This window comes from Paraburkholderia solitsugae (genome assembly GCF_013177695.1).
In the GTDB taxonomy this organism is placed as follows: Bacteria; Pseudomonadota; Gammaproteobacteria; order Burkholderiales; family Burkholderiaceae; genus Paraburkholderia; species Paraburkholderia solitsugae.
In genome coordinates this window covers 70,510-87,172 of sequence record NZ_WOEY01000018.1, presented here as the reverse complement: position 1 = coordinate 87,172, position 16,663 = coordinate 70,510, and the positions used below count along the sequence as shown (strand labels likewise).

Here is a 16,663-nt window from a genome sequence, read left to right as displayed (position 1 = left end):
CTCTGATGTTTTTCATTGTCCCGACGCCTCCTGCCGTGTTGATGAGCCCGTCGGCGATCCGGGCCGTGGGTCGACTGTTCCCGATCATGGCAGCCAGGTCGGGTGGCTGAGCGATCGAACGGACCGTATTGACCGGGGAATCACATGTTTGCATCGAGCCCATTTGCCGAACTGCTGGACCATGCGAGCCGCTGGCTCCACGGTTACGCGCTCGTTCTGGTGATGATGACCGTGGGCGCGGTGCTGGAGCGGCCCAGGCCGGCCGAGTTATTGCAATCGCGCGCCGGGAAGCGCTTTAACCTCGTCTACGCCGCACTGTATCTGGCGCTCGCGGAAGCCATGCGGCCGCTGATGGCGATGACCAGTGTCGCGATCGTCAATGCGCTCGGCGGCGGCTGGGTCGTGCTGGCCTCGCGGGGATGGGGCGCATTGGCCTCCATCGTGGTCGTGCTATTGACGTTCGATCTGCTCGAATATGCGTTTCACCGCTTGCAGCATGCATGGCCCGTGCTGTGGAAGCTGCATTCGCTGCACCATAGCGCCACCGAGTTCAATGTCACTGTGACGCTCCGGCATCACTGGTTCGAAGTGCTCATCAAGGGCTGCCTGCTTTATCCGGTGGCGGGCGTGCTGTTCAAGGTCGAGCCGTGGATCTTCGGCGTGACCTCGATCATTTTCATGTTCGGCAATTACTTCGCGCATATGAACCTGCGCGTCGACCTGGGCCGCTTCACGACGTGGGTCAACAATCCGCAATACCATCGCCTGCATCACTCGAACCGCGCCGAGCATTTCGACTACAACTTCACGCAATTGCTGCCGCTGTGGGACCACCTGTTCGGCACGTTATGGGTGCCGGCGAAGCACGAATGGCCGGCCACGGGTCTGGACGACGGTGCACAACCGCGCTCGCTGCTCGGCGCGCTGAGCTGGCCGCTGCGCTCGCATGCCGGGCGTGATCTAGGCCAGCCTCGCGCTGCGCACCGCTTTGCCGCCCAGCAGGCAAACGATCAGGGTCGCCACGACGAGCACGCATAACGCAAGGCGCAAGCTGAGCAAGCCCGCGCCGAATCCGATCAGGGGCGGGCCGATCAGGAAACCGGCATAGCCCGCCGTGGCCGCCATCGACACGCCGACAGCCGGCGTGACGGTGGAGCGGCCCGCCGCACTGAAAATGACAGGAACGATATTCGCGAGGCCGACGCCGACCATCGCGAAGCCCGCGCAAGCCGTGAACACGGTCGGCAGGCTCAACACCAGCGCGAACCCGGCCACCGCCAGCAGACCGCCGAGGCCGACTACCTTGCTCGAGCCGAAGCGTCGCACGGAGACGTCGCCGACAAGGCGGCAGGCGGCCATTGAGAATGCGAACGCGGAATAGCCGACGGCGGCGACACTGGCCTCTTCGCTTAAGGCCGAGCGCAGGTACACCGCGCTCCAGTCAGCGACCGCGCCTTCCACCAGCATGCACAGGAACGCGAGCATCGCCAGTTTCATCACACCGGCAGTGGGCCACGCAAATCCATTGGAGGAGGCGGCCACCCGGGGACCGAGATCGCGCAACGCGAGCGCTGCGGCAGCGACCATGAGGACGGCGATGAACACGTCTGGCAGGACGAGACCGCCGATCACGCCGATGCCGCCTTTCTGGAGCATGGCGCCGGTTGCCGCGCCGAGCAGGCCGCCCGCACTCCAGGACGCGTGAAACGACGACATGATCGGCGACTTCCATTGCGTTTCGATCGTGCTGGCGTGGCCGTTCATCGACACGTCGAGCGCGCCGTTCGCCGCGCCAAGTGCGAGGAGCGCGATGCACAGCGTTGCCAGGTTCGGCGCGAAGGCGGGGAACGGCAGCGCCACGACAAACGCCGCGCTGAGCAGCGCGGTGGCCCGGCCGCTGCCGAAGCGCGGCGCCAACTGGCCCGCCAGCGGCATCGCGACGATGGCCCCCAGCGCAAACGCGAACAATGCGATGCCTAACGAGGCGTCGCTGAGGGACAGGCTTTCCTTGATGCGCGGCACCTCGACCGCCCAGGCGCCGATCCCGAAGCCGTTGGCGAGAAACACCCCGAGGGTGGCCACACGTTCCTTGAGCGGCTTCATGAACGGCGTACTGACCGGTTGAGCGAGTGACTTCATGAGCGCGCCACCATCACGTTGTCGCAGACCGATTCGAGCCGGGCGCGCCGCTCGGCTGTCACATCCGCTTCGACGAACAGGTAGTCCACGGCGTCAGCTGGCGCCACGAAAAACGGCGCGGCGGTCATCAGCTTTTCCGATGTCAGGGCAATGGCGATCTGGCTGCTGGCTTTGACCATCGCGCGCTTGAGTTCAGCGTCTTCGGCCTCGAAGGCGGCGACCCCTTCGTCTGGATCGAACGCGCACGCGCCCAGGAAGCACAGGTCGGGCTTGATCTGCTGGATCTGCAGCAAGGCCGTGGCGCCGGTCGAGCCGGCTGCGTGCTGAGCGATGCGCCCGCCGATGAGAATGATGTCGAACCCCGGCCGGTTCAGGAGCCGCGCGCACGCCTCAGGCGAGTTCGTCACGACGGTGAGATCCGCGTTGTCCGGCAAAGCCGCGGCAATCGCGACGTTGGTCGACCCGGCGTCCAGCAAAATGATCTGCTTTGGCCGGACGATCGACGCAGCGGTGGTGGCGAGACAGGCCTTGCGGTCCACGGCTTCGTGCATGCGGACCGCTGCGCTTTTGGCGGAAGGCGAGATCAGCAGGGCGCCGCCATAGACGCGTTTGCAATGGCCCTGATCGGCCAGCTCGCGCAAGTGACGGCGAACCGTGTGTTCGGATGTCTGGAGTTCAGCCGCGAGTTCGGACGCCAATACGCGGCCCTGCGCCCGTAGCCGTTCCAGAATCAGCTGTTCCCGTTCCTCGGGCAGAAGCCCGTCCATCGCATCCTGTCGCGTTCGTTGCATGACTTCACCTTGCTCGATTGCAAAACTATCATAATCGAGCAAAAGTTATCATAAACGAGCGGAATGTGCAATGGCGGCAAAGCGGCAAAGCGGCAAAGCGGTGAGGCGGCAAAGCGGCAAAGCGGCAAAGCGGCAAAGCGGCAAAGCGGTGAGGCGGCAAAGCGGTGAGGCAGCAAGGCAGCAAGGCAGCAAGGCAGCAAGGCAGCAAGGCGGGAAGGCAACAAGGCGGGAAGCCAACAAGGCGGGAAGGCGACTAGGCGGTGAGGCGGTCAGTGCGTCACAGCAAGCCTTTGACGGTCCGTTCAGCACCACCACGGTTGAATGTCACGCGCCCAGGCGGGTTGTCGAATGCAATCGACAACCCGCTGAATGGACAGCATCGGCAGGTCGTTAGGGTGCCGGTGCAACCCTATGTTCGGCGGTCTGCGTAGCGGGCTGGAGGCCTGTAATTGCCGAGGCCGTGATCCACGCGCGCAATTGGGACGTGAAATCGAATTCGGCATCGATTGCGAATGCCAGGTCGAGCGCTTCATTGAGCGTTGCTCCGCGCTGCAACGCATCGAAAGCCGCATGCGCGGCGGTGCATTGAACGAGTACGTACGGTTGCCATTGGGGGCGCACGACCAGTGCATAGGTCGGTGAGTCGAGATCGACCGGAAAAGAGCCTCCCGGCTGATGCGCGGACCAGATCTCGGCGACCGCATAGCGCGAGACGATGAGCGCGCAGGCGGGATGCACGGCCAGTTTTGCGTCGAGCAGGTCTTCGGGGCGGAGGGCGGCCCATTCCGGTTGCGTGAGCACCTTGGCGTCCGCGGCAAAGTAGGCCAGATGCAGCGACCATTCGAGACGCGCGAGGTCGGCGAAATAGCGGAAGCGGGGGGCCTGTTCGTAGGTTTCGATGAAGGCCGGTATCGCAGCGCCGAAGCGATTGAGGTCGCCGCTCTGCGATGGGTGCGCTCGCGCGTAAGCCACTGATAGCGCATCGAAGTAGGCCTCGCCGACCAGCGCCAGCAAGACGGGATAGGCGCTCGCGAGTGCAGTCCGCCGATTGGCGCGAACGCTGCTCCGGTAGAGGGCGACGCGTTGGCGCAGGTTGTCTTCGAGTTCGTTGCCGCTGCCGCTGCCGCTGCCGTTGCCGTTCGCGCAGGGGGCTTGTTCAGTGGCACATGCAGGGCTGTCGCCGTGAGCTTGCGCGTGATCGGCTTCGCGCGCCGGGCATTGCAGCTGCGAAAGTACCGGTAGCTCTTCGCCCTCCAGCGATTCGGCAAACATGCGCTGCAGTGACTCAAGCGGTGTGAGCATCGCTGGCGCCGTGTTGAGTCGAAGGGGGGAGGGCCGATCGCCTGGCGTGAACGGTTGCCTGAATATCACGGGCGCGGCCGGCTTCATCGAACACGACGCTTAACGCCGGTATATCGGTATCCCACTCGATCAGTGCCGGTATCGTGCCGAACCGCTGGAGTGCGTATTCGTAAAGCGCCCAGACTTCGTTGGCGACACGCGAGCCGTGATCGTCGATAACGGCGATGTCCGTCACGCGATGGCCCGCAAGATGAATCTCGCCAATCGTGCCGATCGCCAGCGCGTTCATGGCCGCGATGGCGTCCTCTCCATGATTGCACTGGTTCACATACAGGTTGTTCACGTCGAGCAATACGCAGCAACCCGTGCGGGATGCGAGCTCGGTAAGGAATGCCGTCTCGCCGTACTGATCGTCGCGGAATCGAACGTAGGTGGAGACGTTTTCCAGCAGAACCGGCCGGCCCAGCGCGTCCTGCAATTCGCTGACACGCGAAGCGAGCAGCGCGAGCGCCGCCTTGGTCAAGGGCATCGGCAAAAGATCGTTCAGATGGCCGGTTGACGTCGCGCCCCAGCAAAGGTGTTCAGAGACGACAGCCGGCTCGATCCGCTTGATTAGACGTTTGAGCTTCGCGACGTGATCGAGGTCGAGTGGATTCGCCGAGCCAAGGCCGAGACCGACCCCATGCAAACTGACGGGCAGGTCGCGTCGCACGGTGTCGAGCACATGCAGGTCAAAGCCACCGTCGCCGAAATAGTTTTCACTGTGCACCTCGACCCAGTCGAGCGCCGGCGTGGCGCTGAGGAAGTCGCGGTAGTGGGCATGGCGCAACCCGATACCGATGCCCGGCGGCGCGCCGGCGGAAGGGGCGAACGGATGCATCAAAGGCCTCGAGTAGCGCTGGAACGCCGCTTTGGCATCAGGAATGCTGTTCGTCGATCTTGCCGCCCATCTTCTCGCAGGTTCCTTTCGGGACGGTTTTGAAGTCGCCTTTATCGTTGTCGACCTTGGCTTCCCCGGCGCAGTCATGCACACCAGTCTTGCTCGCGCAGTCGTTCTGACCGGCCTTGGCGATGCCAAAACATTGAACCTTGTCGTCAGCATGCGCGGCGCCGATGCCGGCGGCCGCGAGTCCTGCGAGGGCCGCGGCGATCAAGGCCGGGCGGCTAAGTTTCGAGTTCATCTTGCATCTCCTGAGTAAGCGGCGGTGGATCGCCGCACCATTTCGACCGTCGTTCCGCCATGGGCTGCCTTGGGGCGGATGCGTTGTGCTTGATTCGCCGCACCGGGACCATGTGTAAACCGATTTTAGGCTTGCGACATTGCCTGTCCAGTATGTTACTGGCTCATCGTACCTGCGCTTTTCACGGCGCAAGCGGCGGTGACTTTTTCGCCGTCGCTGAACGAGAACGTCAGCGGGATCGTTGTGCCGATCTGGAGCGGTTGTTTCGGATGCTCCAGCATTACGTGATAGTTGCCCGGCGCAAAGACGAGCGAACCGTGCGCGGGCACCGCCACCTGATCGACCATTGCCATCGACGACATGCTGCCCTGGCTTTGCGTCTGATGCAGCATGGCCATGCCGAAAGCGTCGGAGCCGACACCGACGAGATTGACCGGTTGGTCGCCGGAATTGCTTGCCTTGAAATAGCCGCCCGATGGCAGATCGCCCGGCAATGCGCGGATCCAGCAGTCCGATACGCTCGCGGTTGCCGCGGCGGCCGCCAACGCATGAATGGACGATCCGCACAGCAAGGCGGCGAGTAGAAGGTTGCGTGATGTCTTCATGAGGTGCTCCTTGGTTTTGACAGCGGGAATGAAGCGTTAAGTGGATTGCATAAGCGGGCTGCCTAAGCGCTTTGCCTAAGCAGGTTGCCGCGTGGCGCGGCCAAAAAACGTGCGGTCGGCGAGCCACACCGCGAGCAGCGTGGCGCTCATCAATGGGAAGGCGATGCCGAGCAGAACGAGGCCGATTTTCCAGCCACGCATCGGCGGCGCGGCGCGCTCACGCGAGGGGGCGCCGAGCGAGCGCTGCGGCCGCCGTTTCCACCACATCACGCAGCCGGTCACCGCCATCCCCGCCAGCCCTAGCGAAATCGCGGCGCAGAGAATCTGATTGGCGACGCCGAAATAGCGGCCCATATGCAAGGACGTGCCGTACGACACCGCCTTCGACACCGCGCCGTAGTCGCCGTAGCGGATGTCTTTCAGCACCGCGCCACTGTATTGGTCGATGTACAGCGTGCGCTCGTCTTTCGGGTCGGCGGGAAAGTACGAGACGGTGTAGACGCCCGTAGCGGAGGTGGGCAGCACGATGTCGTAACCGCTCGAGACGCCGAGCGAGGCGACGAGCGCAACGATGCGTCCGAGCGGCAGCGCCTGCGCCGCGTGCGCATCGGCGGATTGCGGCACGGGGATGTTGCCGACCGCCCATGGTGTGAGCGGCAATGGCAGGTCGTCCATGACCATGCCAGGCATCGAGTCCATGTTCGCTTCGTGCGCGCTGTGCTCAGCGTGTTCACCGCGCTCATCGTGGCTAGCGTGCGCGTCGTGCTTATCGTTTGATGCGTGGGTGCCGTGTGCCGATTGCGTTTCGGTGCTTGTATTCACAGTGCCCGCATGGTCGCCGGCGCGCATGCCTGGCAGTACAGAGCGCAACGGCAAGCCGCCCCACGATCCCGGCGGCGCGCCAAGATTCGCGGCGGTCGCGAGCGCCTTGAACTGCTTACCCCATGAACCCGTCCACGGCAGACCGCTCAGCACGAATACGAGTGCGCCGAGCGCGAGCCAGATACCCATCACGGCGTGCAGGTTCTTCCACAGCGCGCGACCTTGTAGCGAGAAACGTGGCACCAGTGCCGCGCGTGCGGTGGTTTTCTCGCGCGGCCACCAGAGTGCAATGCCGGTGCCGATCATCACCAGCGTCCAGCACGCGGCCAACTCCATCAGCAACTCGCCTGGTTTGCCGAGCAGCAGCTTGCGGTGAAGCATGCGGTCCACTTGCATGAAACGGTGCTCGACGCTCAGCGTGCCCAATACTTCGCCGCTGTACGGGTTCAGATAGACACTCTGTTTTTCGCCGTCGGCGAGGCGAAAGATGAACTCGGTGCTGCGATCCTGTGCGCTCGCGATCGGGGCCGTCACCGCGCGCGCATCGGCCGGCATCGCTGCGCGGGCTTTGGCAAGCAAGGTGTCTTCAGTCAGCCTCGGTGTGGCTTGCGGTTCGACGATCAAGCGGTGCGGGTAAAGCATCGGTTCGATTTGCGGCTGGAAGCAATACAGCGTGCCGGTGATCGCAAGCACCACCAGAAACGGCATCACAAAGAGGCCCGCGTAAAAGTGCCAGCGCCAGAGCGTCCGGTAGCCGACGTTCGCAGCGCCTGTTGCCGAGGTCGTGCGTTGAGCGGTAGTGGTGGACATTCAATCCTCCTGAAGCAAAGAGTGGGTCAATCGATTTGCGCAGCGATGCACGTGTTGGTTTGCAACTCGCCAGTGCCTTGAGTGCGAGGCGCACACCAGGCGCACACCAGGCGAGCGCAAACCACACATGCCAATCGCGTGTTCACATGCGCAGCTTCGCTTCGACGTAGAACGTGCGGCCCGGATACGGGTGATAGACGAAATAGCGCGCGTCGAACAGGTTGTCCACGCCGATACCGACTTCACTCAGTTTGGTCGGCTTGAACGTGAACTTCGCGTCCGCAACCGTGTACGAACTGGCGCCGCCGAATACATCGGGATTCGTGTCGGTGTTGGTGAGCGTGTTGTATTCGCGGCCGGAGTAGCGTGCGGCGAGCGTGAGCGCCGCGCGTTCGTCGATGTGGTACGTCGCGGCGAGATTGGCGCGCCACAGCGGGATCCGATAGAAGTACTTGCCGACGGTCGCCGGGTTCTGCGCGTTCGCGATGATCTTCGACTGCGCGTATGCCACGCTCGCCAGCAGATCGAGACCGCGTATGAACACATCCTGTCCCGAGTAGCTTGTTTCGACGCCACGTGAGCGCACCTTGCCGATGTTCTGGAAGTTCGTCACGTTCGGAATCACGGTCGTATCGGTCTGGCTGAAGATCGTGTTCTTCACGTCGTCCTGAAACAGCGAGAAGCGGAACAAGCCATTCCAGTGCGCCCATTCGGCGGTCAGCTCTTTCGAGAGATCGTCTTCAGGCTTCAGGTTCGGATTGTTGTTGATGATCGACGAGCCGTTGATTTGCCCCTGGAACATCTCACCCACGGTCGGAAACCGATAGGCGCGGCCAATGGAGGCGCGCAAGATCAGATCGTCGGTGACATCGAATGACAACGAGGCCTTCGGCGAGAAGTGATGCTGGTTCGCGTCGCTGTACGGAATGGCTTTGCCGGGCAGCGCTTGCGAACCGCCGTAGGCTTGCCAGTCTTCATACCGCACGCCGTAGACCAACTTCCAGCGCGGCAGAAAGCGCCATGCGTCCTGTGCGTATAACGCCTGGGTCTGCGTCTTGCCCTTGAACGCATTGGCAAACGACGTGGCCGAGCCATCGCGCCAGTTCAGCGTGTTGTAACTCTCGTTGTCGAGGAAGTAGTTGTCGTAGTGATAGCCGAAGCTCAACGCGTGGTTCGTCAACCCCGCTTGCGGCGTGACGGGTGTGTACGTGGTGCGCAGATCGAGCGTTTTCCAGCCGGTGCCGTCGCCGAAGATCACCGTACCGGGGCCGTTGCCCGGCGCACCCGAGTTCGCGGTGCGCGCCACGCTATTGCCGATGTCATAGTACGAAGCAACCGCTTCGCCGTTCCAGCCGGTGGCATTGCGGGTCTTCAGCGTGAGCCCGTATAGCCAGTTCTCGCTGTGGCCGAGACTCGGAGCGAGGGCGGCTGCCGGAATCGTATATTCGTAGCCGCCTATCGCGACCTTGCCGCTGTACACAGGGTTGCCGTTCGCGTCGCGCAGGAAACTCGACGTCGCGCTGTTATAGGTCTGGTGCCAGTAGCCGACCGTGAAGGCGGCCTGCAGTGTCGGCGTGAAGTCGTACTGCATCTTCAGCTTGAACTGGTCCTGCACCGTGTGTTCGATCCCTCCGCCGTTCACGCCGAGCACCGCAGTTGGCGTATTGGTCTGGTTGTTGTAGAAGTACGCCCCGGTAACCGGCGTGTCACCGGCTTTCGCTGGCGTGTTGGACTTGGCGAGCGTGGCGAATTGCAGCGGCTGGCTCGTGTTCTCCAGGTGATTTACGCCCAGAAAATACGAGAACTTCCCGATCCGGTCGCCGATCGACGCGCTCGCTTCGCTGCCGTTGAAATTCTGATTCACGCCGAACAGGCTGAAATGCTGAGTGAAGGCTTTGACGTCCGCGTTGGCTTCGAACTGCTTCGGCATGCGAGTGCTGATCAGTACCGTGGCGCCCAGCGAATTGCCCGGATAGAGCGCGGAAAACGGTCCATAGATCACGTCGACCTGCTGGATCTCGTCGGGAAACACCATCGACCAGCGCGGCGGAAACGAATAACTGTTGCCGAGCAGATTGCTGAGCAGCAGGCCGTCCGCATAGACGAGACCGCGCGCGCTCTGCGTGTTGCTGGTGCCGCGTACGGCGATGATCGAATTCAGATCGCCGATAAAGCGCTTGCGCACGGCAAGGTTCGGCATGTATTTCAACACGTCTTCGGTGTTGACGACGTTCCAGTTGTCGAACTGGTCGCGCGTCACGGTCTCGACTGAGGCCGGCAGGTTAGGGTCGACGGCGCGCGGCGCGGCGACGGTATTGGCGGTGACGCTGACAGCAGGGAGCGTGGCGTCGGCGGGCGCGCTATCCGCGTGAGCCGGGGATGCGATAAATGCCGGCACGAACGCCGGAAGCAGGGCTGGAATACAGGCCGGAAAAACCGACCGCGGCCGCCGACCGGATGGAATGCGCCGAGCGCCGCGGCGGGCGCAAAAGGGCAGCCTTCGCAGAGCGAAGTTGAACATAAACGTTTCCTTGATGCATTGAACAGGCGATCGCGCGCCCCCTCAACGGGTGCGACAAGATGCGCGATCAGGAACAACAGCGATCAGGAAACGGCAGGCGGGTCTCTTGGGCGTCCGGACGGGAACGCGCCGAGCGGCGTGAAGCGGGTGGAGAGCGCCGGCGGCGCGGTGCCGGCCAGCGCGAGCGCGGCTGGTGGTTCGACGGCCGCGACGCTCGGCATGGCGACGTGATGTTCGAGCAGGTGGCAGTAGCCGCATGCGCCGAAGGCGTCGTCGTGGCTGAGATGGACCGGTGCCGGGCTGGCAGGCGTGGACTGGCTCGCGAGGCTCTGGTTGGGCGGCTGTAGCGCCGAACAGAGCGCGGCGAAGGGCTCGTGCGCGCGGTTCGATACCAGCATCTGACTCACGACCGGGGCGAACACGACGAGCCACATGGCGATCAGGCCAAGCCATGCGGTCATGCGGTTGCGGGAGCGTGGAGTCATGTTGGGTGAATGTAAAGACGCGGGCGATTCTAGCATTGCCGCGCATTCTTTTCTCGTGTGATTCCGTTTATAGCGGTGGATTAGAAGCCCGAAATCCGCTCATTTCCGGGCGTTACCGCGTGGCCGTTTCCCTTAAGCTGCGTGGTAGATGTCCCGCTTTCCCTGTCGGCGCTTCGACTCACCTACGCAGATAGGTGAGGCACCGGACAGGGTGCGACACACGCGATTGACCCGGCCTGAACGCCGCCGACCCCAGCTACCACGACTCATGACATCCACGCCGATGCCCGCATCCTCGATAACCGACATCAATCAACGGGCAGCGTCGCTCTGCTCAGCCGGGCAATTCGCCGAGGCCTGGTCGTTGGTAAAGCCGATCCTCGAAGCGCACGCCGACATAACGGACGACGCGCGGGCCGACACGTTGAATATTGCGGGGGCGTGTTCGTACGGCTTGCGCAGTCTTCAGGACGCGGAAAACTACTGGCGCCAATGTCTGCGCGTAAAACCCGGCTACGCCGAGGTGTACTGCAGTCTCGGCATGCTGCTCAAATCGGACGGGCGCCTGTCGGCGGCCAAGGCGGTCTTTCGGCAACTGGTCGCGCTGCGGCCCAGTCAGGCCGACGCGCACCACAATCTGGGCACCGTCCTCCACGGAATGGGCTACAAGGACGAGGCGGAGGCGTCGTATCGTCAGGCCGTCGCGATCCGCCCCGACTACGCTCACGCGCACTACAACCGGGCCATCGTGCTGGTCGAACTGCGCCGGCTGCAAGAAGCGGAAGTGGCCTATCGCCAGGCGCTGATCGGGCTGCCCCACCATGCCGAGGCGCACAACAACCTGGGCAACGTGCTCATGGAACTCGGCCGTGTTGCCGACGCGGACGCCGCGTACCGGCAGGCGCTGACCATCAAGCCCCAGTATCCCGAGGCGCTCAATAACCTCGGCGGCGCGCTGAAGGCCGCGCACCGCCTGCCCGAAGCCGAACTGGCTTGCCGGCTCGCGCTGGCCATCCGCCCGGACTACGCCGAGGCGCACCTCAATCTGGGCGCGGTGCTGGCCGATCTCAAGCGCCTGCCCGAAGCTGAAGCGGCCTATCGGGCGGCCATCGCGCATCGCCCGGACTATGCGGAGGCGCACTACAACCTCGGCCTCGCGCTGTCCAACCTCGAACGTCTGCCTGAGGCCGAAATGGCTTACCGGGAGGCGCTTCGCTTTCGACCCGACATCGTCCAGGCCCACAACAATCTTGGCGGCGTGCTTCGTCTGCTCGATCGTTTGCCCGAAGCCCTCGAAGCCTTCGCGCAAGCGCTCGCGCTCTGTCCCGATCTGGCCGAGGCGCACTACAACCTCGCGACCGCGCTGGCTCAACTCAGGCGGCTGCCTGAAGCCGAAGCCGCTTACCTTCGGGCGCTCGCGTTACGCCCCGACTACTGCGAGGCCAGATTCGGTCTGGCCGTGCTGATGCTCGGCATGGGCCGGTTCGAAGAGGGCTGGCGCTTGTATGAATGCCGTTACGAACAGCCGGGTTTCGTGCATCAGAAGACGCACGCCATGTTGAGTTGCCCGCAGTGGCAAGGCGACACGCTCGCCGGCAAGTCCCTGCTGGTCTGGCAGGAAGACGGGCTCGGCGATATGGTTCAGTTCAGCCGCTATTGCGCCTTGCTCAAGGCGCAAGGTGCCGCGCATATCTCCTTTGCGTGCGTGCCTGCTTTACACAGGTTGATGGCTTCGGTGGACGGTGTTGATGACGTGCTCGATCACAACACGGCACTGGCTCGAGTTGCCGCTTCCACCTACGACTGCTGGACGAGTCTGTTGAGCGCGCCCATGCACTTGCGCACGACGGTGGACACGATTCCGCGCGCGGTTCGCCTCGCGGCTGAGCCGTCGCTCGTCGAAAAGTGGCGGCCGATGCTCGAGACCATGGCGCCCGGCCGCAAGATCGGGCTGGTCTGGAAGGGCAATGCGAAACACCATAACGATGCGAACCGGTCGATACCCACGCTGGCCACGCTCGCGCCGCTCTGGAGCGTGCCGGGGCTGAGCTTTGTGAGCCTGCAAAAAGGCCAGGGCGAGGACGAGGCGCACAACCCGCCGGCCGGTCAGCCGCTGCTCGAACTCGGCTCGGCGGTGAACGATTTCGCGGACAGTGCCGCGATCATCGAGCAACTCGATCTGGTGATTTGCGTGGATACGTCCATGGCGCATCTGGCCGCGTCGCTGGGCAAACCGTGCTGGGTGATGCTGCCGGAGAAAGACATCGACTGGCGCTGGATGCACGAGCGCAGCGATTCGCCGTGGTATCCGCACACGCTGCGGCTGTTCCGCCGGGCGGCGGGCGAAGGCTGGTCCGTGACGGTCGAGAGGGTGAGGCAGGCGTGTGTGGAGCGATTCTCCGCTGCGCATGCTACGGAATTGAATGTCTTCTGATTCCTCATTTGACCCGCTGCCCACGCTTGCGGCCCGCTTGCGCTGAAGCGTGGAACTGGCTCTCGGTCGCTTCGATCGCGTGGCCGAGGAACTGCAGGAACATGCTCATCGCAACGGTCGTGGTCAGGTCAGATCGTTGATAAAGACAACTGAACGACTTCGCGCCTGCATCGGCGAGCGGCGTCCACGCGAGCTTGCGCTGCGTCACGTCCTCCGCGACGTTCTCCGCGATCAGGAAGCCGATACCGATACCTTTCGCAACGAGCCGGCGCACCATCGAAACCGAACTCGTCTCCACCAGCGGACGCGCCTTGCGCTGCTCGCGGTGGTCGATCTGATCCACCATGGCCCGCAACTCCGTATCCGGTGTCATGAGAATGAGTGGGTAGTCGAGACAGTCGCGCAGCCGGGGCCGCTTGCCGAGTTTTGTCAGCGGATGTCCCGGCGGCGTGACGAGCCCGAGATGCTGCGAGAAGGCGCGCACTTCCACGACGCCTGGCGGCGGCTTGCGACGCAGGCCATAGCCGATGTCGGCTTCGCCGGTCTCCACCCATTTGAGGATGCTTTCGCCATTGCCCGAGCGCACGCTGTAAGTCACGCCCGGATAGCTTGTCATCGCCGCCTGAATGGCGTCCGGCACCAACTGCTCGGCTGACGAAGGCGACACCGCCAGGTTGATATGCCCGCGACGCAGCGAGCGCAGGTCTTCCACCTGAGTCATCGCGTTATCGAAATCGCGCTGCCCGCGCCGCACCGCAGCAATGATGATTTCGCCGGCCGTGGTGAGTTGCATGCCGCGCGGCAAACGGTCGAAGAGCGGCGAGCCGACTTGCTCTTCCAGGTTGAGGATTTGCTGGTGCACCGCGGCAGCGGTCAGGTGCAGCGATTCGGCCGCTTTGCGGATCGAACCGCGCCTGACCACTTCGTCGAAGCAACGGAATGTCTGCGATATTGGACGCATAAATTGACCGTATAGTTTTTCCATACGGGCCGTAAAGAATAATCAGGTTTTATTGACGGGTCGGATAGCCTAGATTTCGCTTCATCATCTTAACGGAGCGAATCGTGACCACGACAGTCGATCAAATTACCCAGCGGCGCCGCGGCGTCGGCCTCATCGCTCACGACCCCAGCGCTTCATTCGGCGGGTATACGCTGATTGCACCGCAAACGGCGGGCGGCCATGTCTATCTCATCGATATCGACGGCACAGTCGTTCACGAGTGGAAGATGCCGGTGCGGGCTGGACGCCACGCTGTGATTCTTCCCAACGGCAATCTCGGCTACAACGGCAACCACGCAAAATCGGAAAACCGTTACGCGCCGTGGTCGATGTGGCATGGCGGCGATTTCTCCGAAGTCACGCCTGATGGCGAGGTGGTCTGGCATTACGAAGATCCTGCACACCACCATGACGCGCAGTGGCTCGCCAACGGCAATCTGCTTTACGCCGCGTGTGCGCCGGTGCCGGCGGGCTTTGCCGAGCGCGTGCCGGGTGGCACGGCGCACGGCCCCGACGAAGTCATGTACGCCGACGTGATCCGCGAAGTGAATCGCGCGGGCGAGCTGGTGTGGGAATGGAGGGCGTGGGAGCACCTGAAGCCCGAGGACTTTCCGATAGCGTCCGGCTTCGGCCGGTATCACTGGCCGCTCGTGAACGGGCTCGGCGTGAATGCGAAGGGCGACGTGCTGATGAGCCTGCGCACCACGTCGGGCATCATCGCCGTCGACCGCAGGACCGGCGGCGTCACGATGCACATTCCGCCGAGTGTGGTGTCGCATCAGCACGCACCCGTAGCGCTCGCCAACGGCAACATTCTCACGTTCGACAACGGCAATTTCCGCACTGGTGCGCACGTGGTTTTCTCACGCGTGCTCGAGATCGATCCCTCGAACAACGAGGTGGTGTGGTCGTACGCCGACGACATGGTGAACGCGTTCTACAGCGCCTTTATGGGCAACGCGCAGCGGCTCGCGAACGGCAACACGCACATCACCGAGTCGGCGACCGGCCGGCTCTTCGAAGTGACGCCCGCGGGCGAGGTGGTGTGGGAATACGTGATTCCCTGGTTCGGCGAGTACCCGGACGAAGCGGCGCGCAAAACCGGCCCCGGCCAGTTGAACAGCGTCTTCCAGACCTTCCGCTACAGCCGCGAGCAATTGCCGTGGCTGCGCGCCTGAACGCCGCGTTTTCGATCCCTCGGGGGTAACGTGAATCCAGACCCAGCCACACATAGCGTCGACGCTCGCTTGCCCGCGTGGCAACTCGTGCTGTTCGGCTTGCAGCATGTCCTGTCGATGGCGGCTTCGCCCGTCACCGCAGTTTTTCTGGTGTCGAGGATGTTGTCGCTCTCATCGGACCTGACCGTGCAACTGATCGGCGCGACCTTCTTTGCCTGCGGCGCCGGCACGCTGCTGCAATCGCTCGGGGCGGGGTCGATCGGGGCACGTCTACCATTCGTGATGGTGCCGGGCGGCGCGCCCGCCATGCTGTTCGCCGTCATCGCCATGCAAACCGATCTGCGCACCGCCGCGGGCGCGGCGATTCTCACCAGCCTGTTCTACTGGCTCGTGCTGCCGGTATTCGCGCGCTGCCTGCGGTTTTTTCCGCGGGTGGTGGTGGGAACGATGCTGCTGCTCGTCTCGGTGAGTCTCATCAAGATCTACGCGGGCATCGTCGTCGGCCAGCCGGGAACGCCGGGCTTCGCGCGGCCGCAGTCGCTTGGCCTCGCGCTGCTCACGATCGTGGCCACGCTGGCGGTGGCGCGCCTCTTCAAGGGCACAGCAGGGCGGCTTGCCGTGCTGATCGGCCTCGCGATCGGCACCTGCGCAGGCTGGGCAACCGGGCTGATGCCGGCAGGCGGCATGTGGGCCGGTCCGCTCATCACGTTGCCGACACTGCTGCCCTTCGGCATGCCGCGCTTCGACGTGCTCGCCGCGCTGCCGATGCTGATCTTCAGTGTCATTTCGATGGCCGAGGCAACGGGGCAGACGGTCGCCGTCGGCGAGATCACCGGCAAGAAGATCGACATGCGACGCGATGTGCCGAGGACCATTCGCGGCGATGCGGTGGCGTCGCTGCTCGGTTCGCTGCTGGGCACCTCGCTCATCATCACCAGCGCGGAGAACATCGGCGTTGTGCAGACTACCGGCGTGCGCTCGCGCTATGTGACCGCGACGGCCGGTGCGATGCTGATGGTCATCGCCCTGTTTGCGCCGCTCGGGCGCTTCGCTTACGCGATTCCCGCACCGGTGGTGGGCGGCACGGCGCTGATCGTGTTCGCGATGATCGGTGTGATGGGCGTCAACCTGCTAGGTAAGGTCGATCTGCATGCACGCGGCAATCAGTACACGCTCGCCGCCGCGCTCGTTGTGGGGCTGATACCGATTCTGGTCCCCAATGTGTATGCGTCGTTCCCCAGCTATTTGCAGATCGTATTGGGCAACGGTATGGCGGCGGGGACACTCGCTGCAATCGTCGTCAATCTGGTTTTCGGCACATGGCGCCTCAGTCCGGCAGAGAAAATCCAGACAACCTGATCTCGGGCATTCACTTTTAACGCACGCCCTCGC

The 16,663-nt window shown here is 63.5% G+C and carries 14 protein-coding genes; 4 read left to right on the top strand and 10 right to left on the bottom strand.

Annotation, left to right across the window (positions count from 1 at the left end; genetic code table 11):
* The first annotated feature begins 144 nt into the window (after positions 1 to 144).
* On the top strand, positions 145 to 1,038 hold the full coding sequence (locus GNZ12_RS04770; protein WP_172309263.1) for a sterol desaturase family protein: 894 nt from the start codon (positions 145 to 147) through the stop codon (positions 1,036 to 1,038).
* Here the strand turns inward: GNZ12_RS04770 and GNZ12_RS04765 are convergent.
* The 9 genes from GNZ12_RS04765 to GNZ12_RS04725 form a co-directional block, all read right to left on the bottom strand.
* Complete coding sequence (locus GNZ12_RS04765) at positions 961 to 2,139, bottom strand: MFS transporter (protein WP_235993604.1); 1,179 nt, start codon at positions 2,137 to 2,139, stop codon at positions 961 to 963. The two genes, GNZ12_RS04770 and GNZ12_RS04765, sit on opposite strands and share 78 nt — an antisense overlap.
* Entirely contained in the window at positions 2,136 to 2,930 is a 795-nt protein-coding gene (locus GNZ12_RS04760) for a DeoR/GlpR family DNA-binding transcription regulator (protein WP_172309262.1), read from the bottom strand. Before GNZ12_RS04760 ends, GNZ12_RS04765 begins: the two co-directional genes overlap by 4 nt.
* A gap of 390 nt (positions 2,931 to 3,320) precedes the next feature.
* The gene (locus tag GNZ12_RS04755; protein ID WP_235993603.1) at positions 3,321 to 4,232 is read right to left on the bottom strand and encodes an HvfC/BufC N-terminal domain-containing protein; all 912 of its coding nucleotides are present in this window, start codon (positions 4,230 to 4,232) and stop codon (positions 3,321 to 3,323) included.
* A complete protein-coding gene (bufB, locus tag GNZ12_RS04750; RefSeq protein WP_172309261.1) occupies positions 4,216 to 5,112 on the bottom strand; it encodes an MNIO family bufferin maturase in 897 nt (298 codons plus the stop codon). The genes GNZ12_RS04755 and bufB overlap by 17 nt, the downstream gene beginning before the upstream one ends.
* Positions 5,113 to 5,149: 37 nt before the next feature.
* On the bottom strand, positions 5,150 to 5,413 hold the full coding sequence (locus GNZ12_RS04745; protein WP_172309260.1) for a BufA1 family periplasmic bufferin-type metallophore: 264 nt from the start codon (positions 5,411 to 5,413) through the stop codon (positions 5,150 to 5,152).
* Positions 5,414 to 5,568: 155 nt separating this feature from the next.
* Positions 5,569 to 6,018, bottom strand: a complete 450-nt coding sequence (locus tag GNZ12_RS04740) for a copper chaperone PCu(A)C (RefSeq protein ID WP_172309259.1) — start codon at positions 6,016 to 6,018, stop codon at positions 5,569 to 5,571.
* 75 nt (positions 6,019 to 6,093) lie between these two features.
* Positions 6,094 to 7,650, bottom strand: a complete 1,557-nt coding sequence (locus tag GNZ12_RS04735) for a PepSY-associated TM helix domain-containing protein (RefSeq protein ID WP_172309258.1) — start codon at positions 7,648 to 7,650, stop codon at positions 6,094 to 6,096.
* 142 nt (positions 7,651 to 7,792) lie between these two features.
* Positions 7,793 to 10,171: a TonB-dependent receptor gene (locus tag GNZ12_RS04730; RefSeq protein WP_172309257.1), complete on the bottom strand. Its 2,379-nt coding sequence runs from the start codon at positions 10,169 to 10,171 to the stop codon at positions 7,793 to 7,795.
* An 83-nt stretch (positions 10,172 to 10,254) separates the two neighbouring features.
* Positions 10,255 to 10,656, bottom strand: a complete 402-nt coding sequence (locus GNZ12_RS04725) for a DUF2946 domain-containing protein (protein ID WP_172309256.1) — start codon at positions 10,654 to 10,656, stop codon at positions 10,255 to 10,257.
* A gap of 268 nt (positions 10,657 to 10,924) precedes the next feature.
* On the opposite strand from GNZ12_RS04725, the gene GNZ12_RS04720 reads away from it, so the two are divergent.
* Positions 10,925 to 13,090, top strand: coding sequence for a tetratricopeptide repeat protein (locus GNZ12_RS04720; RefSeq protein ID WP_172309255.1), 2,166 nt, complete (start codon positions 10,925 to 10,927; stop codon positions 13,088 to 13,090).
* A 4-nt stretch (positions 13,091 to 13,094) separates the two neighbouring features.
* Here the strand turns inward: GNZ12_RS04720 and GNZ12_RS04715 are convergent, their stop codons facing one another.
* A complete protein-coding gene (locus tag GNZ12_RS04715; RefSeq protein WP_172309254.1) occupies positions 13,095 to 14,051 on the bottom strand; it encodes a LysR family transcriptional regulator in 957 nt (318 codons plus the stop codon).
* A 104-nt stretch (positions 14,052 to 14,155) separates the two neighbouring features.
* Between GNZ12_RS04715 and GNZ12_RS04710 the strand changes: the two genes are divergently transcribed.
* Both GNZ12_RS04710 and GNZ12_RS04705 read left to right on the top strand, forming a co-directional pair.
* Complete coding sequence (locus GNZ12_RS04710; RefSeq protein ID WP_172309253.1) at positions 14,156 to 15,271, top strand: aryl-sulfate sulfotransferase; 1,116 nt, start codon at positions 14,156 to 14,158, stop codon at positions 15,269 to 15,271.
* Positions 15,272 to 15,301: 30 nt separating this feature from the next.
* Complete coding sequence (locus GNZ12_RS04705; protein WP_172309252.1) at positions 15,302 to 16,630, top strand: uracil-xanthine permease family protein; 1,329 nt, start codon at positions 15,302 to 15,304, stop codon at positions 16,628 to 16,630.
* Positions 16,631 to 16,663: the final 33 nt, after the last annotated feature.